The following is a 21,213-nucleotide window of genomic DNA, read 5'->3' on the forward strand; positions in this document are numbered from 1 at the left end:
TCGACCCTCTGGTCGGTGTCACGCTTGGGAGTTTGGTAATGGCGATAGCCTCCAGTGCCTACAAGAAAGCCCTCGAGGGCAGTCAGCAGCGCAAAGAAGTGCTGGTCAAGATCGATCGGGTCAGCAAGCAGTTCGATGAAACGCTGGCGGTCGACAATGTGTCGCTCAACATCCACAAGGGCGAAATCTTCGCCCTGCTCGGAGGGTCCGGTTCGGGTAAATCCACCCTGTTGCGGATGCTGGCCGGGTTCGAGCGCCCCACCGAGGGACGTCTGTTCCTCGACGGGGTCGACATCACCGACATGCCGCCCTACGAGCGCCCCATCAACATGATGTTCCAGTCTTATGCCCTGTTCCCCCACATGACGGTGGCGCAGAACATCGCCTTCGGTCTCAAGCAGGATGGCCTGCCCAGGGCCGAGATCGATGCCCGGGTGGAGGAGATGCTCAAGCTGGTGCAGATGACCCAGTATGCCCGCCGCAAGCCGCACCAGCTCTCAGGTGGTCAGCGTCAGCGGGTGGCCCTGGCTCGTTCCCTGGCCAAGCGCCCCAAGCTGCTGCTGCTGGACGAACCCATGGGGGCACTGGACAAGAAGCTGCGTTCCCAGATGCAGCTGGAGCTGGTGGAGATCATCGAACGGGTCGGCGTGACCTGTGTCATGGTGACCCACGATCAGGAAGAGGCCATGACCATGGCCGAGCGGATCGCCATCATGCATCTCGGTTGCATTGAGCAGATCGGCAGCCCGATGGATATCTACGAGACCCCGGCCAGCCGGCTGGTGTGCGAGTTCATCGGCAACGTCAACCTGTTTGACGGCATGCTGGTGGAAGATGAGCAGGACCACGCCACCATTGCCTGTGCGGATCTGGAGCAACCCATCTATGTGGGCCATGGCATCAGCTCCCGCGCCGAGAACAAGAAGGTGACCTATGCCCTGCGGCCGGAGAAGCTGCTGATGAGCCTGCAAAAACCGGTCGAGATCGAGCACCCCGATTTCAACTGGACCAAGGGCGAGGTCTATGACATCGCCTATCTGGGCGGCCACTCCGTCTATTACATCCAGCTGCCCTCGGGCAAGATCGTTCAGGCTTTCATCGCCAACGCCGAACGCCACGGCAAGCGGCCGACCTGGGATGACCAGGTGTTCCTCTACTGGGAAGATGACAGCGGCGTGGTGCTGCAATCATGAATGCATTGAAACGACTGAAGATATTGGGCGGGCGCCAGTTGGTGATCGGCATCCCGTTCTTCTGGCTGTTCCTCTTCTTCCTGCTGCCCTTCATCATCGTAGTGAAGATAAGCTTCGCCGAAGCAGATGTGGCGATCCCGCCTTACACCGATGTGGTGAGCTGGGCCGACAACCAGCTCACCATACTGCTCAACATGGGCAACTACCTGCTGCTGCGGGAAGATGAGCTCTATATCGCTGCCTATCTTGGCTCCCTCAAGATGGCCTTCATCAGCACCCTGCTCTGTCTGCTGATCGGTTATCCGATGGCCTATGCCATCGCGCGGGCCAACAAGGAGACCCAGACCGTTCTGCTGCTGCTCATCATGATGCCGACCTGGACCGCGATCCTGATCCGGGTCTACGCCTGGATGGGCATCCTCAGCAACAACGGCCTGCTCAACAGCCTGCTGATGGGGATAGGCCTCATCGACGAGCCGCTGCAGATCCTCAACACCAACCTGGCGGTCTACATCGGCATCGTTTACTCCTACCTGCCGTTCATGGTGCTGCCGCTCTACGCCAACCTGGTCAAGCACGACCAGAGCTTGCTGGAGGCGGCTTCCGATCTCGGTGCCCGCAACCTCACCCGTTTCTGGCAGATCACGGTACCGCTCTCCAAGAACGGCATCATCGCCGGCTGCATGCTGGTGTTCATCCCTGTGGTGGGTGAGTTCGTGATTCCGGAACTGCTGGGCGGCCCCGAGACTCTGATGATTGGTAAAGTGCTGTGGCAGGAGTTCTTCAACAACCGTGACTGGCCGGTGGCCTCTGCCCTGGCGGTGGTGATGCTGGCGGTGCTGATCGTCCCCATTATCCTGTTCAACCGCAACCAGGCCAAAGAGCTGGAGGGTAAAGCATGAAGCGTTTCGGTTTTGCCAAATTGATGCTGTGGCTGGGTCTGCTGTTCATCTACCTGCCCATGGTCATCATGGTGATCTACTCCTTCAACGCCTCCAAGCTGGTAACCGTATGGGGTGGCTGGTCGCTGAAGTGGTACTTCGGCCTGCTGGACAACAAGCAGCTGATAGGTTCAGTGCTGCGCTCGCTGGAGATCGCCTTCTACACCGCGATTGCGGCGGTGGCGCTGGGGACGGTGGCGGCCTTTGTGTTGACCCGGATCCCTCACTTCCGCGGCCGGACCATGTTCGGCGGCATGGTGACGGCGCCGTTGGTGATGCCCGAGGTGATCACCGGTCTCTCCCTGCTGCTGTTGTTCGTGGCCATGGCCCAGCTGGTGGGCTGGCCCGCAGAGCGGGGCATGGTGACCATCTGGATTGCCCACACCACCTTCTGTACCGCCTATGTGGCGATCGTGGTGTCGGCCAGGTTGCGGGAACTGGATCTCTCCATTGAGGAGGCGGCCATGGATCTGGGGGCCAAACCCTGGAAGGTGTTCTTCCTGATCACCATCCCGATGATCGCCCCCTCGCTGGCGGCGGGCGGCATGATGTCGTTTGCCCTGTCGCTTGACGATCTGGTGCTGGCAAGTTTCGTCTCCGGCCCGGGCTCGACCACGTTGCCGATGGAGGTCTTCTCGGCGGTGCGTCTCGGTGTGAAACCCGAGATCAACGCGGTGGCCAGCCTGATCCTGCTGTCGGTATCCCTGTTTACCTTTGGCAGTTGGTATCTGATGGCCAAGGCGGAGAAACGCCGCCGCGCCGAGATCGCCATGACAGCCCAGATGCAGGCTGTCGCCTGACCTCGTGTTAAGATCCGCCTACTCTCGTCAATTCGGAGGATGAGTATGCGGATCTCTCTCTTTACCGGCCGTGGTGCCGAACTGGTGCCCGGTCTCACGACAGCCATCCACAAACACCCCGCCACGGCGCCGCTGTTTTGCGGCCAGCTTGGACTGGAGGGGGATGAGCAAAGCGATCAACGTCATCATGGCGGCCCGGATCGGGCGCTGCACTACTATCCCGCCGATCACTACCCCTGGTGGCAGACCTGGCAAACCGCGCTGGGCTTGCCTGCACCCAAAACGCCATGGCAACCCGCCGCCTTTGGCGAGAATCTCTCCGGTGTCGGGCTGACCGAAGCACAGGCCTGCATCGGCGACGTCTATCGACTCGGCGAGGCACTGATCCAGATAAGTCAGCCCAGATCGCCCTGTTTCAAACTCAACCAGCGCTTTGGCTATGGTCAGATGTCCCAGGTGATGCAGCTCAGTGGTCGCTGTGGCTGGTTGCTGCGGGTGCTGGAGGAGGGCATGGTCGCACCGGATCAGACTCTGGAGCTGGTGGACAGGCCCTATCCAGAGCTGACGGTGAAGCGCACCGCCGATATCCTGTTCAATCAGGTACGCAACGAAGCCGATCTACTGCTGTTGCTGGAGAACCCGGCGCTGTCACCCAACTGGCGTCAGAATGCGGCTAGCTGGCTGGAGCACGGGATGGTGGCTGACTGGCGACCCCGTCTACTGGGGCCCGAATCGCTGCAGTTGCCTTGAGCCCGGTTGCCGGAATGTCATCGCCTGGCTGCATTCCGGTAAACTCGTGCGTAAAACGCTGAATAGTTGAGCGAACGGCAGTTTTTTTCCCTTTTAATGCAAAAAAGGCTTGTGTCGGGTCGGGGCTTTCGGTAAATTCCCGTCCCGCAGACATCGGTGTGTAGCGCAGCTTGGTAGCGCACTTCGTTCGGGACGAAGGGGTCGGAGGTTCGAATCCTCTCACACCGACCACTTTTGAAAAGGCCGCTCAATGAGCGGCCTTTTCGCATTTATACTCTCCGCTTTTCTTCTCTCTGCCAGCCGGCAGCTTCTCTTTCCTGACGTAGCTTGGGCCATCTAGTTCCGCATCCGGAATATCTGGGGCATTCCCGGGCTGAGCACTGCCGATGATGGTTGAGTCATGACTGTATTTTGCGGTCACAAGAAGTGGACGAGTGCTGAGGGGGATTGCAGCAGGCATGAAAAGGGCCACCGCCCGGTGGCCCATGGGTGGAGTCTGATCCTGACTCCGGCACTCTCAGATTGTGGCAATCTCGCTATGGGTCTTGTCTATCGTGCCCTCCTTGCGCGCCAGGCGCTTACTCAGATATGCCAGTGCTGATGCCGCAATGCCTTGAAGCTGTGCTGAGGTTGCAAGGCCGCGTGCTTGGGGTACTCACTAATGAAATGTTCGATTCCCTCCATCAGTTGTGCACGTAATGAAATCACGGGCTCATGCCAGGCTTGCAGGCATAGATGGCCGGGGATCAGCTGCTCCTGATAATCTTCCAGCAGCTGTTCTGGCCAGGGCTCAATACCGGAATTGCGTTGCAGCAAATAGTGGGCGGCGGGCTCACGGGCATAGATGAACTGAATTTGGGCCAGATCGCGTTGGCATAGCGTTTGACTGTTGATATGACAGGTCAAATATTTTCCCGTCTTCAGATCCAAAAAGTGACCGCGTTGCCGGCAGGGAACGATGCGATACCAGGGCAAGGGCGAGGAGAGCGCATAGCCCTCAAGCTCCTGTTCCAGCCAGTGACGACACTCGGGTGTCTGCACCTCGTCGAGCATGGACTCGATACGCATCAACAAGGCTCTGGATGGTGTGGTCGCCAGTTTCGCACTCATCGCCTGCAATCCTCCCTCTGCAAACAATCCCGGATCTCAGTATGGCTCTTTATCGGGCGGAGGGGGTAAGGAATCTAATGATTAAAAGTGGATTAACAGAGTGGTTTTTATGCATTAAGCGGGCTCATCCAACCAGATAGGTACCGGTTCCGAAGGCGATATGGGTCCCCTCCTCGTTGTGCAGCTCCATACGGGCAACGGCGACCTTGCTGCCAGCGCGGATGATGTGGGCAGTAGCGATGAACTCGTTGCCCCGGCCCGGGCGCAGATAGTCCACCCGCAGATCGATGGTGCCGAGGCGGGAGAAGCGCTCCTTGAGGTAGCTGGGGGAGAAATCCTCCAGCTCGTCGATGCAGGAGGCGGCGACTATCATGCCGCCCGCCACGTCCAGCAGGCTGGCGGTGACGCCGCCGTGCAAAATGTTGTGGAAGGGGTTGCCGATGAGCTTCTCGTCCATCCTGATGCGCAGCTCCACCTTGTCGAAGTCGTAGTGGGTCACCTGCATGCCGATCAGCTTGTTGAACGGCATCTTCTCGGCGAACAGGTTGGCAATGCCACTGAGCGCCATCTTCTTGAGCATCTGTTTCATCCTTGATCCCGATCCCTGTCAGCAAAGCCGAGTAAAAACTCCAGCCAGTCTGCAACACTTCCTTAACAGTCGCAATGGCAGGTTTATTGTGGGCGGCGGCTGCTTTAGAATGGCGACCCCAAAGGAGAGCCCATGACTGCGATTGCCGAAACCCTGCCTGACCCTCAGCCAGAGACACCGCTAGCCCTGCTGCAAGCGGTCTTCGGCTATCAGCAATTTCGGCCGGGTCAGCTCGAGATCATCGAGCAGATAGTGGCGGGGCGCGATGCCCTGGTGCTCAAGCCCACTGGCGGCGGCAAATCGCTCTGCTACCAGATCCCGGCGCTGCTGCGACCGGGGCTCGGGGTGGTGGTCTCACCCCTCATCTCGTTGATGAAGGATCAGGTCGACACCCTGCGTGCCAACGGCGTGGCGGCGGCCTATATCAACTCGGCCCTGAGCCGGGAGGAGATGATCCAGAACTTTGCCGCCATGCGCCGCGGCGAGATCAAACTGGTTTATGTTTCCCCCGAGCGCTTGCTGCAGCACGAGTTCATGGACCGGCTGGCCGAACTGCCGCTCGGTCTGTTCGCCATCGACGAGGCCCATTGCGTCTCCCAGTGGGGGCACGATTTTCGGCCGGAATACGCGGCGCTCGGGCGGCTCAAGCAGTGGTTCCCCCAGGTGCCCGTGGTGGCGCTCACCGCCACCGCCGACGAGGCGACCCGCAGCGACATGCTGCACCGCCTGGAACTGAGCGATCCCTTTATCCACACTGCCAGCTTCGATCGGCCCAATATCCGCTACAGCCTGGTGGAGAAGTTCAAGGCGGCGGAGCAGTTGCTGCGCTATGTGCAGAGCCAGAAGGGCAACTGCGGCATCGTCTACTGCTCCAGCCGCAACCGGGTGGAGGAGGTCGCGGAGCGCCTCTCCCGCCACGGCTGCAAGGCGGCACCCTATCATGCCGGCCTGCCGCTGGCGCTGCGCCAGCAGACCCAGGAAGCCTTCCTCAAGGATGACGTGGAGATAGTGGTGGCGACGGTGGCGTTCGGCATGGGCATCGACAAGCCCAACGTGCGTTTCGTGGTGCACTACGACATCCCCAAGAACATCGAATCCTACTACCAGGAGACAGGCCGGGCCGGCCGTGACGGCACCCCGGCGGAGGCGCTGCTGCTCTACGATCCCGCCGACATCGGCCGGGTGCGGCGCCTGCTCGACAACATCGAGAACCCCCAGCAGCTGCAGGTGGAGCAGTACAAGCTCAACGTGATGGCGGCCTTCGCCGAGGCGCAGACCTGCCGTCGCCAGGTGCTGCTCAACTACTTCGGGGAGTACAACGACAAGCCGTGCGGCAACTGCGACATCTGCCTCGATCCGCCGAAGAGCTATGACGGCACCGAAGACGCCCAGAAGGCACTCTCCTGCGTCTGGCGGGTGGGGCAGAACTTCGGGGTGGGCTATGTGGTGGAGGTGCTGCGCGGGTCGCTGAACCAGCGCATCAAGGATCACGGTCACGACAAGCTGTCGACCTATGGCATCGGCAAGGATCAGAGCCACGAATACTGGATGAGCGTGATCCGCCAGCTGATCCACAAAGGCCTGCTGACCCAGAACATCACCCGCAACCTGGTGTTGCAGCTGACCGAGGCGGCCCGCCCCGTGCTGCGCGGCGAGGTGAAGCTGGAACTGGCGGTACCCCGCCTGCAGCCCATCTCCAGTCGCAAGGAGAAGCGCAACGGCCTGCTCGACAACGCCAACTACGACAAGCGGCTGTTCAAGGAGCTGCGCGCCCTGCGCAAACAGATCGCCGAGGATGAAGAGGTGCCTCCCTACGTGGTGTTCAACGATGCGACCCTGGTGGAGATGGCACAGCTCATGCCGATGACCGAAGACGAAATGCTGGCGATCAACGGCGTCGGCCATCGCAAGCTGGAACGCTTCGGTGAAGCCTTTATGGACCTGATCATCGACTACTGCCGGCGCTAGGGTTGATTAGCGAAGCATCATCGACTGCGGCAGACTCAGGCCGGGAGGGGGCACATCAGGGGGAAGGAGCCCATTATCCGGACGCCGTGAATTATTTCAGGCTGGCGTAATAGGCCGCCAGGTTTTCCATGTCCGCCTCGCTGAGCGGGGCCATGAAGGGAACCATCAGTGGCTCCTTGCGACTGCCATCCTTGAAGGCTTTCAGCTGTTTCAACAGATAGGCCTCCTGTTGGCCCGCCAGGTGAGGATAAACCGGCACGCTCGCCTTGCCTGCGACGCCGTGGCAGGCGGCGCACACCGCAGCCTTGGCCTTGCCAGCCTCGATATCCGCCGCCCTGGCGTTGTGTCCCCAGGCCAGAGCCAGCAAAGGCAGGGCATACACCCATTTCTGCATCTTCTTCTCCTTGATATGAAATACGCGATCGCCTGTTAGCCGGAAATGGCCGGGGGCGGTATAAAGAGTGACACGAGCATACGCAGGGACGACCCGCATCACCATGAAGTTGATCAACACTTTTGCCACCGAACTGCCCTGGGCCTGCGAGCCCGTCGCCCCCCAACCACTGCATGCCCCCGGCCTGCTGCACCTCAACCGTGCGCTGCTCGGCGAGCTGGGGCTGGGGGCGGTGAGCGAGGCCGACTGGCTGGCCTGCTGTGGTCATGGGCAGCCTTTGCCCGGCATGCAGCCGGTGGCCCAGGTCTATGCGGGCCATCAGTTCGGCGGTTACAGTCCGCGCCTTGGTGACGGACGGGCACTGCTGCTGGGAGAACAACTGGCGCCGGATGGCCAGCGCTGGGATCTGCATCTGAAAGGGGCGGGCAAGACACCCTTCTCCCGCTTTGGCGATGGTCGTGCCGTGCTGCGCTCCAGCATTCGCGAGTATCTGGCCTCCGAGGCGCTCCATGCCCTCGGCATCCCGACTACCCGGGCGCTGGTGCTGGTGGGTAGCCAGGAGCCCGTTTATCGGGAACAGGTGGAGACGGGGGCGACCGTGCTGCGTACCGCCTCCAGCCACCTGCGCTTCGGCCACATCGAGTATTTCGCCTGGAGCGGGCAGGGAGAGAAGATCCCGGCCCTTATCGATTATCTGCTGCGCCACCATTTCCCCGAGCTGGCCAATGGTGCCGAGCTGTTTGCCGAAGTGGTGCGCCGCACAGCGCGGCTCATCGCCAAGTGGCAGGCGGCAGGTTTCTGTCACGGGGTGCTCAACACCGACAACATGTCGCTGCTCGGGCTGACCCTGGATTACGGCCCCTACGGCTTCATCGATGCCTATGTGCCGGACTTTGTCTGCAACCACTCGGATCCGGGTGGTCGCTATGCGCTGGATCAGCAGCCGGCGGTTGGCTACTGGAACCTGCAGAAGTTGGCCCAGGCGCTGGCCGGTCACGTCGATGGCGACGCGCTGGCGTCGGCCCTAGCTCAGTACGAGCACCAGCTGATGCTGCACTACTCCGAGCTGATGCGCGCCAAGCTGGGGCTGGCGGTGTGGGAAGAGGAGGATCCGGCGCTGTTTCGTGAGCTGTTCCGACTGCTGGCGGCACACAAGGTGGATTACCACCTGTTCTTGCGCCGGCTGGGCGAACTGACCCGACAGGGGGAGTGGCCCGCCTCCCTGCTAGCCTTGTTGCCGGATCCTGCCGCCTGGCAGGGATGGTTGACGGACTATCGTGAGCGCCTAGCCCGGGAGGGGAGCGAGGATGCTGTCCGCAAGACGAAGATGGATGCGGTCAATCCGAAATATGTGCTGCGCAATGCCCTGGCCCAGCAGGTGATAGAGGCTGCAGAGCGAGGGGATATGATGCCGTTTGAGCGGCTGTTTGCCGCCTTGCAAAATCCCTATGATGAACACCCTGAATATGAGGAGCTCGCCACGCCGATTGCCAGCTGGTATTGCGGTGGCGAGCTGTCGTGCAGCAGTTGAGAGGCAAGGGATGAACTGGCGCATTACACAGACAGATACGGAGGCCGGCGTGGTGATGCTGGCGTGTGATGGGCTTGAGTGGGACAACTTTCCCGCCCGTGCCGAGTTGTTGCTGGCCGCGTGGGAGCTGGTTGTGATCGAACGGGAATGGGGGGCAGACCGCCACAGCTGGCTGCTGGAATTTGAAGGCAGTCGGCTGCGACTCGAGTATGAACACTACAGCGGTTGCTGGCTGACCGCGGTTCACCCGGCCGATCAGGAGGTGCTGTTCTGGCTTGCTGAACAGCATAAAGATTGAACTATCGATAGGGGGCGGTATAATGCCGCCCCTCAATTATCGCCAATGGTGGCGGTATGGGTTCCCTAACCCCATTAACCAAAAAGGTCACAATATGAATCTGACCCCTGCTCAGCACCAGACGGCGCTGGTGCGTCTCTCGTTGTTCCACATCCTGATCATTGCCAGCAGCAACTATCTGGTTCAGCTGCCGATCACCATCTTCGGCTTTCACACTACCTGGGGTGCGTTCAGCTTCCCGTTTATCTTTTTGGCTACCGATCTGACGGTGCGGATCTTCGGTGCCGGCCTGGCGCGCAAGATCATCCAGACCGTGATGTTGCCCGCTCTGGCTATCTCCTATGTGCTCTCGGTGCTCTTCTTTGAAGGGAGCTTCCAGGGGGTCAGCCATCTGGCCGAGTTCAACCTGTTTGTGGCACGCATCGCCCTGGCCAGCTTTATGGCCTATCTGGTGGGGCAGTTCATGGACGTGGTGGTGTTCAACCGGTTGCGGCTGCTCAAGCACTGGTGGATTGCGCCGGCTGCCTCCACCCTGTTTGGCAATCTGGTGGATACTATCACTTTCTTCAGCATCGCCTTCTGGCGCAGCACGGACCCCTTCATGGCTGAACACTGGGTCGAGATCGCGACCGTGGACTATGTATTCAAGCTGCTGATAAGCCTGGGGTTGTTCGTTCCGCTCTATGGTGTATTGCTGCGTTACCTCAGCCGTAAGCTGGTGGGCGAGGCTGGATTGGCCAGCCTGCAGACGGCCACACGACAAGCCTGACGAAATTGACCACCCTTAGCGGTGGTCAATTTTTTTGCTTTTTTGGCAAATAAGGGTTGCACAGTTAAATGAGAATGATTATTGTTAACTTGTTTTCCGGGAAAGACTTCATTTGTTCCAACGTGATGGACTTCTTGTGAAGGCACGACATTGCTCACATTGCTTCCAGTTAAAGGGCCAGTTTTTACTGGCCCTCTTTTTTTGTCTGCGTCTGGCGAAAAGCGGCCATAAAAAACGGGAGCCTTGGCTCCCGTTGTCACTCTGGTTGCGGCTTACTCGATATCGAGCGCCTCGGGGGAGAGGATCACCCCGGTCGTATCCGCGTAGAGATGGTCATCCGGCAGGAAGGTGACACCACCAAAGTTGACCGGCAGATCTGTCTCGCCTACGTCCTTGCTGTCGGCACCCACGGGAATAGCCGCCAGTGCCTGAATGCCGATATCCAGATCTTCCAGGATGTCGACTTCGCGCACGCAGCCGTAGCAGACGATCCCTTCCCATTCGTTTTCGGCCGCCGTGGTGGCGATCTCGCTGTCTATCAGGGCGCGGCGCATGGAGCCGCCGCCATCGATCAGCAACACGCGGCCGACGCCGTTCTCTTTGACGATTTCACGGATCAGGCCGTTCGATTCGAAGCATTTGACCGTGGTGATGACGCCGCCGAAAGAGGCGCGGCCGCCGAAGGAGCAGAGCATGGGTTCGAGCACATCCACCATATCCTGATAGATGTCGCACAGTTCTGAAGTGTTGTATTCCATTGTGTCAAATCCACCGCCGGAAACAGGTGGATCCAGTATAAGGAGTGGGCCCGGCATTTCAATGAATATTCCTTGAACAGGTTGGCACGCTCCCGCTTTTGTGCCAGCACCTGCACCATGTTGCCAGCCGGTGTCGCTTTCTTGTCTGGTCGGTCAAGATTGGCGGGGAAGGGGGTTTTCATCATACCCGTATGTCTCTTCCCGCAAGGTTTTTGCCCCAGAGTGGCCAGGATTTGATCCTGATGGCTGTTATTGACGGGATTCGCTCATATAATCGCCGCCACTATGATGATTCGGAAGGATTCGATGGCAAAGTTGCTGGCGGCCGTGCTCGGGCTGCTCTGCTCCTGTCTGGCGTTGGCAGGAACATCCCCCGGGAATGGTTCGCCCACGTCGAGCATGGAGCCCTTGCTTTCCTGGTTCAGCGGAGAGTTCTCGAGCAAGGAGCAGGCCAGCTATGATAGCCGCTTTACCAGCGCCGAGCTGCGGCTGATGGAGATCTGGCGCGGCCGTCAGGGCTATCGCTGGGTATATGCCGAGCAATATCTGACCCAGCGTGCGGTGCGCCCTTTTCGCCAGCGCATCTACCGCTTCTCGCCTGCTCCTGACGGACGCATCCTGATGGCCGAGCTGACCATGCCGATGGCGACCGATTTTGCCGGTGCCTGGCACAACCCTGCCTTGCTCGATTCTCTGACCCCGCAACAGCTCTCCTTGCGTCAGGGGTGCGAGATCTGGCTGGCGCGCACCTCCGCCGGCGAATATGCCGGCCATACCCGGGTCGGTCACTGCGCCACCAACTTTGGCGGGGCCGCGACCCTGGTACAGCATATCTGGATTGGGCCGAACAGCGTCAGGCTGCTGGATCGGGCATATGATCTGAAAGGCAAGGCGCGCTGGGGCAGTCCGGGAGAGGGATACGTCTATCTGCGCCGAAGCGAGGAACGGGGACAATGATCCGATTATCGGGTGGGTGAATTTGGGATGTAAAAAAGGCGCCCATCGGGCGCCTTTTTCAGAATTCTTCAGAAGTAAGATTACTTCTTGGTGGTCATCGCACCGAAACGCTTGTTGAACTTGTCTACGCGGCCGCCGCTAGAAACTTCTTTCTGCTTGCCGGTGTAGAACGGGTGGCACTCGGAGCACACGTCCAGGTTCAGATCTTTACCAACGGTAGAGAAAGTGTTGATGACGTTACCGCAAGAGCACTTGGCGGTGATGGCTACGTAGTCAGGATGGATACCAGCTTTCATGGACAACCTCAATTAATAGGCCGTGTCGCCATCCGATCTCTTGTCGGACACCACACGATTGTTGAACACAGTTTCAAAGGCTGCGAATAATATAGGAAATGCCTGAGATCAGGCAAGTGGCTTCGCAGAAAAAATAGGCAACCCCTGGTGAATTCTTCCCAAACGCTGGATCTGGTTCGTGTGGCTGTGCCGGTGCCGTTACGCCGTCATTTCGACTATCTCTCCCCCCTGCCTCTGCCCGAACCCGGTTGCCGGGTCGAGATCCCTTTCGGCCCCCAGACTCTGGTTGGTCTGGTGGTGGATCACCCGGCCGAGAGCCAGGTGCCTCGCAGCAAGCTCAAGCCCATCAAGCGCGTACTCGATGCGACGCCGGTGCTGGGGCCGGACATACTGGCACTGATGGCCTGGAGCGCCAGCTATTACCAGCATCCGCTGGGCGAGGTATTGCCCCACGCTCTACCGGTGCTGGTGCGCAAGGGAGAGCCCGCCGCCTATCGGGAGCTGGAGTTCTGGTTTGCGACCGAGGCCGGTATGGCAGTCGATCTCAACGAGCTCAAGCGGGCTGCCAAGCAGCAGCAGGCCCTTGCCCTGCTGCGCAAGGGGCCGCAGACCCCCTCCGCCCTCAAGCAGGAGGAGATCCAGAGCGCTGCCCTCACTGCGCTGGAGAAGAAGGGGCTGCTGGAGAAGCGCAGCCTGGAGCCGAGCCACGACGGTGACTGGGCCGCCCGTTTTGAGCCGGGCGAGGGGCTGCGCCTCAACGGCGAGCAGGCGCTGGCAGTCTCCGCCGTCACCAGCCAGAGCGACAAGTTCGGCGCCTTTTTGCTGGATGGCATCACCGGCTCCGGCAAGACCGAAGTCTATTTGAGCATCCTCGAACCCCTGCTCAAGGCGGGCAAGCAGGCGCTGGTGATGGTGCCGGAGATCGGCCTCACCCCGCAGACCATCAATCGCTTTCGCCGCCGCTTCAACGTGCCCGTGGTGGCGATGAACTCCGCCATGAACGACAGGGAGCGTCTCGACGCCTGGCTCGCCTGCCGCGACGGGGGCGCCGCCATCCTGATCGGTACCCGCTCCGCGGTGTTCACCCCGTTCCACAACCTCGGCATCATCATCATCGACGAGGAGCACGACGGCTCCTTCAAACAGCAGGACGGCTTTCGCTACCACGCGCGGGATCTCGCCGTGATGCGGGCCCATCGTGCCGGCATTCCCATCCTGCTCGGTTCGGCCACTCCCTCATTGGAGACGCTGCACAACGCCCGCAGCGGCAAGTATCTCCACCTCAGCCTGACCCGCCGCGCCGGTAACGCTCAGACTGCTCGCCAGGTGATCCTGGACATCAAGAACGTGCGACTGCAGGCCGGGCTTTCGCCCCAGCTGGAGCAGCTGATGGCGGAACATTTGGCGGCCGGCAATCAGGTGATGCTGTTTCTCAATCGCCGCGGCTATGCGCCGGCCCTCATCTGCCATCAATGTGGCTGGAGCGCCGCCTGCGAGCGGTGCGATGCCTGGTACACCTGGCACCAGGCCGGCCGGCGCCTGCACTGTCATCACTGCGACAGTATTCGTCCTTTACCCCACCATTGTCCCGAGTGTGGCAGCAGCGAACTGATCGGCTCCGGTGTCGGCACCGAGCAGCTCGAGCAACTGCTCACCACGGTTTTTCCGCAATACCCTGTGGTGCGCATCGATCGGGACAACACCCGTCGCAAGGGGGAGCTGGAGACCCATCTCGGCGACATCAAGGCGGGCAAGTACAAGATCCTGATCGGCACCCAGATGCTGGCCAAGGGCCATCACTTTCCGGACGTGACATTGGTAGGACTGCTGGATGTGGATGGCGCCCTGTTCAGCGCCGATTTTCGGGCCGCCGAGAAGCTGGCCCAGCTCTACACCCAGGTGGCGGGCCGGGCAGGTCGCGCCAGCAAGCCGGGGCTGGTAGTGCTGCAGAGCCACCATCCGGAACACGCCCTGCTGCAGGACCTGACCCAGAATGGCTACGGCCACTTTGCCGACACGGCGTTGAAAGAGCGCCGCCTGCTGGGGCTGCCCCCGTTCAGCTATCAGGGGCTGTTTCGGGCCGAGGCCAACGGCCGTGACGAGGTGCAGCTGTTTCTTACCCGTCTCGCCGAGACGCTACGCAGCGCCCGTTATCCCCATCTGCAGGTGCTCGGGCCCATCAGCGGTTTTATGGAGCGCAAGGCGGGTAAGTTCCGCATGCAGTTGCTGGTGCAGGGGCCCAGCCGGGCAACCCTGGCCCAGCTGCTGGATTGGGCGGTGAAGGAGCTGGAGGGCTGGCCCGAGACCAAAAAGGTGCGTTGGAGTCTGGATATCGATCCCACCGAGCTGAGCTAAGCCGGTTCAAGCGGTCACTGGCATGTCTCGTCAGTGGCCAAACTTGCGATCTTGCATCCGGGTTCAGACCCTCAGATCGATCTGCTGTACCCAGCCTCCCTTGCCTTGTTCGGTCACATAGAGGCCGGACTGGCGCAACACCCCCTGACTGCCGCTCTCGCCAAGGTGGTTGAAGGGGGTATCGAGGGGGCGCAGCAGGATGGCGCCGATCCCCAGCTTCACCAAGGCGATGGGGGCCTGCTCCGGCTGCCAGAACTGCAGCGCCGAGAACTGGCTGTCCCGCCCATCCAGCACCCCGTTGCCATCTTCATCCAGGGCCGCCAGCTCACTGAAGCCGTTGCCGGAGCGGGCGCCAAACAGCTCGCCGCCATCGTCTATGGTGCCGTTGCCGTTGCGATCCAGCGCCATGAAGCCACTCCCCTCGCCGAGGCCAGGCAGGCTGTCCGCCTTGCCATCCTGATCGATATCGAAATTGACCCGGGCGTCGGTCAGATCGGCTATCTTGCCGTCCAGGCTGAGCACCAGCGGATCCTTGAGGGCATTCAGGGTGGTGCGGCGCTGGCTCACCTCCAGCTGACGCCAGTCGAGTACAAAGCCCAGATCCAGCTGCAGGGTCTGGCCATCGTTGGTCTGGACGCTGGCCGATGCGATCACCTTGAGTTGTTCCTGTTGCAGCAGGGTGTCGGTCACCTCCACTACTTGATCCTGACTGGCAGCCTGGCCGGTTGACCCTCTTTGAGTGGCAGCTACCCCCTCCTGATGGCTCTGCTGGATAGGGTCGGGCACCTCGATCTCGTGGCCGACCATGGCTTCGATCATCAGCTTGATGAGGCGCTGGCGGTTGTCGAGCCCGTCGTTGGGGATGCCGTCCTGTTCCTCGCTCTTGCCGGTTTCGGCGGGTTTGGCCAGCGCTGGAGTGGGGGTGGCCTGCGGCTGACTGGTGGTGGCGCGGTTGGCCCCTTGCAGTGTCAGGGCGCCGGTCTGTGTCAGCGTGAGGCTGGTGTGCGCCTCGCTGGTGGTGGCGGGCGTTTGCGTGCCTGCCGGATTGATAGCCGCAGCCGCGGGCCCCAGGTTGCGTACCTTGCGGGCCTGCGCCTGTTGCTGCTGGTATTGCACCTCCCCCTGGAGGTCGTAGTGATCGATGCGCATCCCTGTGCCCTCGGCGCTATCCACCTGGTCATTTATCGACCGCATGCAGAAGAGGGATTAACACCGAATCGTACTAAGCGGCGACTCTGTTATCTTGATGTTGCAAAGTGGCCGCCAGACAGCATGATGGTGAGGCCCGCATGCGGGTATGGGGATGGCGCCCTGTATGAGCTCTGCTGACGGCTGGGCGGCGCCTGAATTGAGCGGGACGGAGGTGGTGATGCGTGATTGTCTGGTGATGGGGGCGGCGGGTTATATAGGTTCTTATTTGGTGCCCCATCTGCAAACGCTGGGCTACAGGGTGGTTGCCGGGGCGCGGCGTCCCTGCCGGCTGCCGCCCGGGGTGGAGTTTCGTCTTGCCGACAGTCTCAAGCCTGCGACCCTGCCATCGGCGCTGGCAGGCATAGATACCGTCTTCTATCTGGTACACGCCATGGGGGCGGGGGCTGATTTTCACCGGCTGGAGCAGCAGGGGGTGAAGAACTTCGCCGCCGCCGCATGGGCCGCCGGGGTGCGCCGCATCATCTATCTCGGCGCCATTCAGCCGGAGCGGTGCAACAGCCGCCACCTCAACTCCCGCCGTCACTGCGGCGAGCTGTTCCGCGCCGCCGGCGTGCCGACGGTGGAGCTGCGTGCCGGCATCATCATTGGGCCCGGATCCGCCGCCTTTGAGGTGATGCGGGATCTGGTGTTCAACCTGCCGCTGATGGTGACACCCAAGTGGGTGCGCTCGCGCACGCCCCCCATCGCGCTTTCCAACCTGCTGCACTATCTGGGGGGGCTGGTGGAAGCTGAGGGGGTGGACGGCCAGATCTTCAACGCCGCCGGCCCCGAGCTCCTCAGCTATCAGCAGCAGTTGCAGAAGTTCGCCGCCCACATCGGCAAGCGCTGCCCAATAGTGCCGCTGCCGTTTCTGAGCCCGCGCCTCTCGGCCTGGTGGCTGCAGTTCGTGACCTCGGTGCCGCAACCGGTGGCCAAGGCGCTGGTGGGCGGCCTCAAGCACGATATCCCGGCGGATGACGGTCCGTTGCGGGCCCTGCTGCCGCAGACTCTGCTCAGCTTCGATGAGGCGCTGACGGAGAGCCTGGCGCTGGAGCAGCGGCTCGGGGCCGAACAGCAGGGGGAAGAGACGCCGCTCGGTCTGCGCTGGCGCCATCCCGAATACGGCTTCTATGACCGCACCGCCAGCGGGGAAGCCATCTGTCTCGCCGCCCCCGAGGTGGTGTGGCAGGTGTTGCAACAGCTGGGGGGCGAGAAGCGCTACTTCTACATGAACCAGCTGTGGGTGGTGCGCGAATGGATGGATCACCTGATCGGTGGCCCGGCCCTGACTCGTGGTCGCACCAATCCGGATCGTTTCGTGAAGGGGGACATGCTGGACTCCTGGCAGATCCTCGGGGTGGACGAGGGGCGCAGGCTGGATCTGTTGTTCAACATGAAGGCGCCCGGTGTCGGGCGGCTTGAGTTCAACATACTGCCGGAGGAGTCTGGCCTGACCCGGCTCAAGGTGACGGCTCACTGGCATCCGCAGGGGGCCTGGGGGCTGGCCTACTGGCTCGCCATGTTGCCGTTCCACCTCTTCATCTTTCAGGGGATGACGGAGGCGATTGCCCGGGAGGCGGAGGCAATGGCGGGGATACCCGTCATGGATTGAAACAATATCTATAACTAAATAGGTATTATTGACTGGTATGACATGCTGATTACTGGCTTGTTGGCGCCATGATGGCGATACTTTCCTCTGTGAAAGCCCGCCGGTTTTCTTTATGATCCCCAGCCCTCGCCATCGGCGAGCCAATGCACCACTCATTCACATCCGTATCGGGGTCACCCATGTCCGATCAGCGTCACGATCTTCGTCAACAAGCACTCGATTACCACGCTCAGCCCGTACCGGGCAAAATTGCCATCGCCCTCACCAAGCCCGCCGAGACCGCCCGCGATCTGGCGCTGGCCTACAGCCCTGGCGTGGCCGAGCCGGTACGCGAGATTGCCGCCAACCCGGCCGATGCCTACCGTTATACCGGCAAGGGCAACCTGGTGGCCGTCATCTCCAACGGCACCGCCATCCTGGGATTGGGCAATCTGGGTCCGTTGGCCTCCAAGCCGGTAATGGAGGGCAAGGCCCTGCTGTTCAAGCGTTTTGCCGGTATCGACGCCATCGACATCGAGGTGAAGCACGAAACCAGCCAGCAGTTCATCGACACGGTCGCCGCCATTGCCGATACCTTCGGCGGCATCAACCTGGAAGACATCAAGGCTCCCGAGTGCTTCGAGATCGAGCAGGCGCTGATCGAGCGCTGCGACATCCCGGTATTCCACGATGATCAGCACGGTACCGCCATCGTCACCGCCGCCGGCCTGCTCAATGCGCTGGAAGTGCAGGGCAAGGAGATTGGCAGCAGCCGCATCGTCTGCATGGGGGCGGGAGCTGCCGCCACCGCCTGCATGGAGCTGTTGATCAAGTGTGGCGCCAAGCCGCACAACATCTTCATGCTGGACCGTCAGGGCATCATCCACACCGGTCGCACCGATCTGAACCAGTACAAGCAGCGCTTCGCCAACGACACCCCGCTGCGTACCCTGATGGAGGTGATCGACGGGGCTGACGTATTCGTCGGCGTCTCCGGCCCGGACGTGCTGCCCGCCGAGGCGGTGGCCCTGATGGCCCCCAACCCGGTGATCTTCGCCTGCTCCAACCCGGATCCCGAGATCAAGCCCGCCCTGGCTCACGGGGTGCGCGATGACCTCATCATGGGCACAGGCCGCTCCGATTATCCGAACCAGATCAACAACGTGCTCTGCTTCCCCTTCATCTTCCGCGGCGCCCTGGACGCCCGTGCCAGCCGTATCAACGACGCCATGAAGATTGCGGCGGTCGAAGCGATCCGCGGTCTGGCCAAGGAGCCGGTACCGGCCGAGGTGTTGACTGCTGCCGGCGTGAGCGAGCTCGCCTTCGGCAAGGATTACGTCATTCCCAAGCCGATGGATGCCCGTCTGCTGCCGCGCGTCGCCCGCGCCGTGGCGCTGGCGGCGGTGGAATCCGGCGTCGCCCGCACCGAACTGCCTGCCGACTACATGCTCTCTTGAGTCAGCGCAAACGGCCCCGTCATCGGGGCCGTCTTTTTATAAGCAGGATTGGGCTGAGGGGGTGAAGGGGGCAGGAGCCGACAGGTCAATCCGGGCGCAGAGGTGGTCAAACAGCGCTCCCCTCTGACACAATGACTGCATGACGATGCTTACGAGAATCAAGATGCAGCAGCAAATTCACGGCCGTTTGGCCCACGCCCTCTCCTTCTTGCGCCACGATGGCCGCCACTTTATCCAGTTTGTCTGGGGCCGCTTCCAGCAGGACAGGCTGACGGTGACCGCTGGCTATCTCGCCTATGTCACCCTGCTCTCCCTGGTGCCCATGATCGCCGTGGTGTTCGGCATGATGTCCGCCTTCCCGGTATTCCAGAGCATCAAGCAGCAGATGGAGCGGTTCGTCTACCACAACTTCGTGCCCACTGCGGGCGATATGGTCAAGGAGTACATCGACGGCTTCGTGGCCAATGCCACCAACACCACGGCGGTGGGGATCGGCGCCCTGATCGTGGTGGCCCTGATGCTGATCTCGGCCATCGACAAGAACCTCAACTACATCTGGCGCTCGACCCAGAGCCGGCCGCTGGCCCAGGCATTCGCCATGTACTGGATGATCCTGACCCTGGGGCCCGTGCTCATCGGGGCCAGCATCGCCATCTCCTCCTACATACTGTCGCTGCGCTTCCTGTCGGAGGAGAGTCTGTTCGGCGCCGGCTACCTGCTGCTGCGCAGCCTGCCGTTCCTCTTCTCGGTGCTCACCTTCCTGCTGGTCTATACCGTGGTACCCAACTGCAAGGTACGGCTGGTGCACGCCTTCATTGGCGCCCTCGTGGCGGCCACCCTGTTCGAGCTGGCCAAGCGCGGCTTTGCCATCTACATCACCAACTTTCCCTCCTATCAGGCCATCTATGGCGCCCTGGCGACTATTCCGATCCTGTTTGTCTGGGTGTATCTGAGCTGGCTGGTGGTATTGCTTGGCGCGGAAACCACGGCCTGCCTCGGTGAATACGAGAAACCGGCGAACGAGGAGCTGGCCTGAGCCATCGCCTTGCCGGCGGTTTTATTGGTAGCATCGACGACCGCCCTTCCCGAAGGGCGGTCGTTCTGTTTTGAGAGGAGAGGGATGTGATTGCATTGATTCAGCGGGTGTCCGAGGCCAGCGTAACGGTAGAGGGAGAAGTGACCGGGGCCATCGGTCGGGGGCTGCTGGTGCTGCTCGGGGTGGAGCAGGGGGATGACGAGGCCAAGGCCGACAAGCTGCTGCACAAGGTGAGCGGCTACCGGATCTTCTCCGACGAGAACGGCAAGATGAACCTCAACGTGGGTCAGGCCAGTGGCAGCCTGCTGGTGGTCTCCCAGTTCACCCTGGCGGCGGATACCGGCAAGGGGATGCGCCCGAGCTTCTCCGGTGGGGCCCATCCGGCGGAGGCCGAGCGGCTCTATGACTACTTCGTGGCCAAGGCCCGGGCGGGGGAGATCCCGACCGAGACGGGGCGCTTTGCCGCCGATATGAAGGTGGCGCTGGTCAACGACGGCCCGGTGACCTTCTGGCTACAGGTCTGATTCGTCGCCCTGGCGTGGCCGGGTGTGGACGATCACGTTGACGAAGCCGGGCACCGGATAGGGGGTGGTGGGGCCGACCCACTGCTCCAGCAGCAGCAGGGCCTGGCTCAGCTCGAGCCGGGTGCGGGGCAGCAGATTGACGATGAGATCCCCGCTCAGGCGGGGAGCCAGCGCCCGATAGATCCGCTCCTGAAACAGCTGCAGCGGGTTGCCATCCTGGCTGAAGAGATCGAGCAGCACCAGGTCGTAGCTGGCCTCGCTCTGCTCGAGGAAGGCGAGGGCATCGGCCTGATGCACCTGGGGGGCGCGGTTATCTTCTTCCCCGGGATGCTGGAAAAACTGGCGATAGAGGGTGATCACCTCCTCGTCCAGCTCGACGCATTCGTGCCTGGCCGCGGGCCAGCGGCGCCGGATATGGCGTGTCAGATCGCCGCCTCCCAGTCCCAGCTCGAGGATGTTGTCGGCCTGCTGTGGCAGCAGGCAGGCGATCACCTGCTGGTGGGGCAGGCAGAGGGCCGCAGGGTCGTTCAGTGACATGGCGGATTGCACCACGCCGTCGATTTCGAGCCAGCGATGGTGGGCATTTTCCTGCACCGAGAGGCGGCGCCGGGGTTGGACACTGAGGTGCAATAAGTGATCGGCTTGGTACGCTTGCAGATTGAAGTCCATGAATTTGCACGGCAAGATGGTTTTCGACCAGTGTAA

General features: G+C 61.5%; 21 protein-coding genes and 1 tRNA gene. 15 read left to right on the forward strand and 7 right to left on the reverse strand.

Annotated features, from left to right (window positions below):
• Positions 1-38: 38 nt before the first annotated feature.
• From potA to BN1123_RS12160, 5 genes are all read left to right on the forward strand, one after another.
• A complete protein-coding gene (potA, locus tag BN1123_RS12140) occupies positions 39-1,193 on the forward strand; it encodes a polyamine ABC transporter ATP-binding protein (RefSeq protein WP_026457327.1) in 1,155 nt (384 codons plus the stop codon).
• The gene (locus BN1123_RS12145; RefSeq protein WP_042027291.1) at positions 1,190-2,095 is read left to right on the forward strand and encodes an ABC transporter permease subunit; all 906 of its coding nucleotides are present in this window, start codon (positions 1,190-1,192) and stop codon (positions 2,093-2,095) included. The genes potA and BN1123_RS12145 overlap by 4 nt, the downstream gene beginning before the upstream one ends.
• Positions 2,092-2,934, forward strand: coding sequence for an ABC transporter permease subunit (locus BN1123_RS12150; RefSeq protein WP_026457636.1), 843 nt, complete (start codon positions 2,092-2,094; stop codon positions 2,932-2,934). The genes BN1123_RS12145 and BN1123_RS12150 overlap by 4 nt, the downstream gene beginning before the upstream one ends.
• Before the next feature lie 45 nt (positions 2,935-2,979).
• A complete protein-coding gene (locus tag BN1123_RS12155) occupies positions 2,980-3,684 on the forward strand; it encodes an MOSC domain-containing protein (RefSeq protein ID WP_042027292.1) in 705 nt (234 codons plus the stop codon).
• 154 nt (positions 3,685-3,838) lie between these two features.
• A tRNA-Pro gene (locus BN1123_RS12160) sits at positions 3,839-3,915 on the forward strand.
• A gap of 351 nt (positions 3,916-4,266) precedes the next feature.
• On the opposite strand, the gene BN1123_RS12170 is transcribed toward BN1123_RS12160, so the two are convergent.
• Together BN1123_RS12170 and BN1123_RS12175 are read right to left on the reverse strand one after the other, a co-directional pair.
• Complete coding sequence (locus tag BN1123_RS12170) at positions 4,267-4,794, reverse strand: AbiTii domain-containing protein (RefSeq protein ID WP_026457638.1); 528 nt, start codon at positions 4,792-4,794, stop codon at positions 4,267-4,269.
• Positions 4,795-4,918: 124 nt separating this feature from the next.
• Positions 4,919-5,383: a thioesterase family protein gene (locus BN1123_RS12175; RefSeq protein WP_042027294.1), complete on the reverse strand. Its 465-nt coding sequence runs from the start codon at positions 5,381-5,383 to the stop codon at positions 4,919-4,921.
• Positions 5,384-5,515: 132 nt separating this feature from the next.
• Here BN1123_RS12175 and recQ point away from each other — a divergent pair, with 132 nt between their 5' ends.
• Entirely contained in the window at positions 5,516-7,351 is a 1,836-nt protein-coding gene (gene recQ / locus BN1123_RS12180) for an ATP-dependent DNA helicase RecQ (RefSeq protein ID WP_042027295.1), read from the forward strand.
• A gap of 91 nt (positions 7,352-7,442) precedes the next feature.
• Here the strand turns inward: recQ and BN1123_RS12185 are convergent, their stop codons facing one another.
• Complete coding sequence (locus tag BN1123_RS12185; RefSeq protein WP_026456858.1) at positions 7,443-7,745, reverse strand: c-type cytochrome; 303 nt, start codon at positions 7,743-7,745, stop codon at positions 7,443-7,445.
• 103 nt (positions 7,746-7,848) lie between these two features.
• On the opposite strand from BN1123_RS12185, the gene BN1123_RS12190 reads away from it, so the two are divergent.
• The 3 genes from BN1123_RS12190 (at position 7,849) to BN1123_RS12200 (ending at position 10,343) form a co-directional block, all read left to right on the forward strand.
• Positions 7,849-9,276, forward strand: coding sequence for a protein adenylyltransferase SelO (locus tag BN1123_RS12190; protein WP_042027296.1), 1,428 nt, complete (start codon positions 7,849-7,851; stop codon positions 9,274-9,276).
• 10 nt (positions 9,277-9,286) lie between these two features.
• Positions 9,287-9,574: a DUF3630 family protein gene (locus BN1123_RS12195; protein ID WP_042027297.1), complete on the forward strand. Its 288-nt coding sequence runs from the start codon at positions 9,287-9,289 to the stop codon at positions 9,572-9,574.
• 94 nt (positions 9,575-9,668) lie between these two features.
• Positions 9,669-10,343, forward strand: coding sequence for a 7-cyano-7-deazaguanine/7-aminomethyl-7-deazaguanine transporter (locus tag BN1123_RS12200; protein ID WP_042027298.1), 675 nt, complete (start codon positions 9,669-9,671; stop codon positions 10,341-10,343).
• A 272-nt stretch (positions 10,344-10,615) separates the two neighbouring features.
• Here BN1123_RS12200 and rraA read toward each other — a convergent pair whose 3' ends face one another.
• Positions 10,616-11,101 (reverse strand): ribonuclease E activity regulator RraA, encoded by a 486-nt coding sequence (gene rraA, locus BN1123_RS12205; RefSeq protein WP_026456861.1) that lies wholly within the window; start codon positions 11,099-11,101, stop codon positions 10,616-10,618.
• Positions 11,102-11,407: 306 nt separating this feature from the next.
• Here rraA and BN1123_RS12210 point away from each other — a divergent pair, with 306 nt between their 5' ends.
• Positions 11,408-12,058, forward strand: coding sequence for a chromophore lyase CpcT/CpeT (locus tag BN1123_RS12210; RefSeq protein WP_026456862.1), 651 nt, complete (start codon positions 11,408-11,410; stop codon positions 12,056-12,058).
• 80 nt (positions 12,059-12,138) lie between these two features.
• On the opposite strand, the gene rpmE is transcribed toward BN1123_RS12210, so the two are convergent.
• Complete coding sequence (gene rpmE, locus BN1123_RS12215) at positions 12,139-12,354, reverse strand: 50S ribosomal protein L31 (RefSeq protein ID WP_005306787.1); 216 nt, start codon at positions 12,352-12,354, stop codon at positions 12,139-12,141.
• A 147-nt stretch (positions 12,355-12,501) separates the two neighbouring features.
• On the opposite strand from rpmE, the gene priA reads away from it, so the two are divergent.
• Positions 12,502-14,709: a primosomal protein N' gene (priA, locus tag BN1123_RS12220; RefSeq protein ID WP_082037536.1), complete on the forward strand. Its 2,208-nt coding sequence runs from the start codon at positions 12,502-12,504 to the stop codon at positions 14,707-14,709.
• Positions 14,710-14,772: 63 nt separating this feature from the next.
• Here the strand turns inward: priA and BN1123_RS12225 are convergent, their stop codons facing one another.
• Positions 14,773-15,858, reverse strand: a complete 1,086-nt coding sequence (locus tag BN1123_RS12225) for an EF-hand domain-containing protein (protein WP_042027299.1) — start codon at positions 15,856-15,858, stop codon at positions 14,773-14,775.
• 220 nt (positions 15,859-16,078) lie between these two features.
• Between BN1123_RS12225 and BN1123_RS12230 the strand changes: the two genes are divergently transcribed.
• The 4 genes from BN1123_RS12230 (at position 16,079) to dtd (ending at position 20,508) form a co-directional block, all read left to right on the forward strand.
• Positions 16,079-17,512 carry a DUF2867 domain-containing protein gene (locus tag BN1123_RS12230; RefSeq protein ID WP_042027300.1) on the forward strand — a complete coding sequence of 478 codons (1,434 nt, stop codon included), beginning with the start codon at positions 16,079-16,081 and terminating at the stop codon, positions 17,510-17,512.
• 179 nt (positions 17,513-17,691) lie between these two features.
• Positions 17,692-18,948: a malic enzyme-like NAD(P)-binding protein gene (locus tag BN1123_RS12235; protein ID WP_042027301.1), complete on the forward strand. Its 1,257-nt coding sequence runs from the start codon at positions 17,692-17,694 to the stop codon at positions 18,946-18,948.
• Positions 18,949-19,111: 163 nt separating this feature from the next.
• A complete protein-coding gene (locus BN1123_RS12240) occupies positions 19,112-19,984 on the forward strand; it encodes a virulence factor BrkB family protein (protein ID WP_026456899.1) in 873 nt (290 codons plus the stop codon).
• Between the two features lie 86 nt (positions 19,985-20,070).
• Positions 20,071-20,508 carry a D-aminoacyl-tRNA deacylase gene (dtd, locus tag BN1123_RS12245; protein ID WP_042027303.1) on the forward strand — a complete coding sequence of 146 codons (438 nt, stop codon included), beginning with the start codon at positions 20,071-20,073 and terminating at the stop codon, positions 20,506-20,508.
• Here the strand turns inward: dtd and BN1123_RS12250 are convergent.
• Positions 20,497-21,177 (reverse strand): spermidine synthase, encoded by a 681-nt coding sequence (locus tag BN1123_RS12250; protein ID WP_042027327.1) that lies wholly within the window; start codon positions 21,175-21,177, stop codon positions 20,497-20,499. The genes dtd and BN1123_RS12250 overlap by 12 nt on opposite strands.
• Positions 21,178-21,213 lie beyond the last annotated feature (36 nt).

Origin of the sequence: Aeromonas enteropelogenes, from assembly GCF_000819845.1 — a bacterium.
Classification (GTDB): Bacteria; Pseudomonadota; Gammaproteobacteria; order Enterobacterales; family Aeromonadaceae; genus Aeromonas; species Aeromonas enteropelogenes.

Excerpts from the sequence above, each read along its gene's own strand:
- BN1123_RS12225 (WP_042027299.1), bottom strand. The coding sequence starts at position 15,858 with ATGCGCATCGATCACTACGACCTCCAGGGGGAGGTGCAATACCAGCAG.
- rpmE (WP_005306787.1), bottom strand. The coding sequence starts at position 12,354 with ATGAAAGCTGGTATCCATCCTGACTACGTAGCCATCACCGCCAAGTGC.
- BN1123_RS12185 (WP_026456858.1), bottom strand. The coding sequence starts at position 7,745 with ATGCAGAAATGGGTGTATGCCCTGCCTTTGCTGGCTCTGGCCTGGGGA.
- BN1123_RS12250 (WP_042027327.1), bottom strand. The coding sequence starts at position 21,177 with ATGGACTTCAATCTGCAAGCGTACCAAGCCGATCACTTATTGCACCTC.
- BN1123_RS12200 (WP_042027298.1), top strand. The coding sequence starts at position 9,669 with ATGAATCTGACCCCTGCTCAGCACCAGACGGCGCTGGTGCGTCTCTCG.
- BN1123_RS12175 (WP_042027294.1), bottom strand. The coding sequence starts at position 5,383 with ATGAAACAGATGCTCAAGAAGATGGCGCTCAGTGGCATTGCCAACCTG.
- recQ (WP_042027295.1), top strand. The coding sequence starts at position 5,516 with ATGACTGCGATTGCCGAAACCCTGCCTGACCCTCAGCCAGAGACACCG.
- BN1123_RS12170 (WP_026457638.1), bottom strand. The coding sequence starts at position 4,794 with ATGAGTGCGAAACTGGCGACCACACCATCCAGAGCCTTGTTGATGCGT.
- BN1123_RS12230 (WP_042027300.1), top strand. The coding sequence starts at position 16,079 with ATGCGTGATTGTCTGGTGATGGGGGCGGCGGGTTATATAGGTTCTTAT.
- potA (WP_026457327.1), top strand. The coding sequence starts at position 39 with ATGGCGATAGCCTCCAGTGCCTACAAGAAAGCCCTCGAGGGCAGTCAG.
- rraA (WP_026456861.1), bottom strand. The coding sequence starts at position 11,101 with ATGGAATACAACACTTCAGAACTGTGCGACATCTATCAGGATATGGTG.
- BN1123_RS12210 (WP_026456862.1), top strand. The coding sequence starts at position 11,408 with ATGGCAAAGTTGCTGGCGGCCGTGCTCGGGCTGCTCTGCTCCTGTCTG.
- BN1123_RS12190 (WP_042027296.1), top strand. The coding sequence starts at position 7,849 with ATGAAGTTGATCAACACTTTTGCCACCGAACTGCCCTGGGCCTGCGAG.
- BN1123_RS12240 (WP_026456899.1), top strand. The coding sequence starts at position 19,112 with ATGCAGCAGCAAATTCACGGCCGTTTGGCCCACGCCCTCTCCTTCTTG.
- BN1123_RS12145 (WP_042027291.1), top strand. The coding sequence starts at position 1,190 with ATGAATGCATTGAAACGACTGAAGATATTGGGCGGGCGCCAGTTGGTG.
- BN1123_RS12155 (WP_042027292.1), top strand. The coding sequence starts at position 2,980 with ATGCGGATCTCTCTCTTTACCGGCCGTGGTGCCGAACTGGTGCCCGGT.
- BN1123_RS12195 (WP_042027297.1), top strand. The coding sequence starts at position 9,287 with ATGAACTGGCGCATTACACAGACAGATACGGAGGCCGGCGTGGTGATG.
- BN1123_RS12150 (WP_026457636.1), top strand. The coding sequence starts at position 2,092 with ATGAAGCGTTTCGGTTTTGCCAAATTGATGCTGTGGCTGGGTCTGCTG.
- BN1123_RS12235 (WP_042027301.1), top strand. The coding sequence starts at position 17,692 with ATGTCCGATCAGCGTCACGATCTTCGTCAACAAGCACTCGATTACCAC.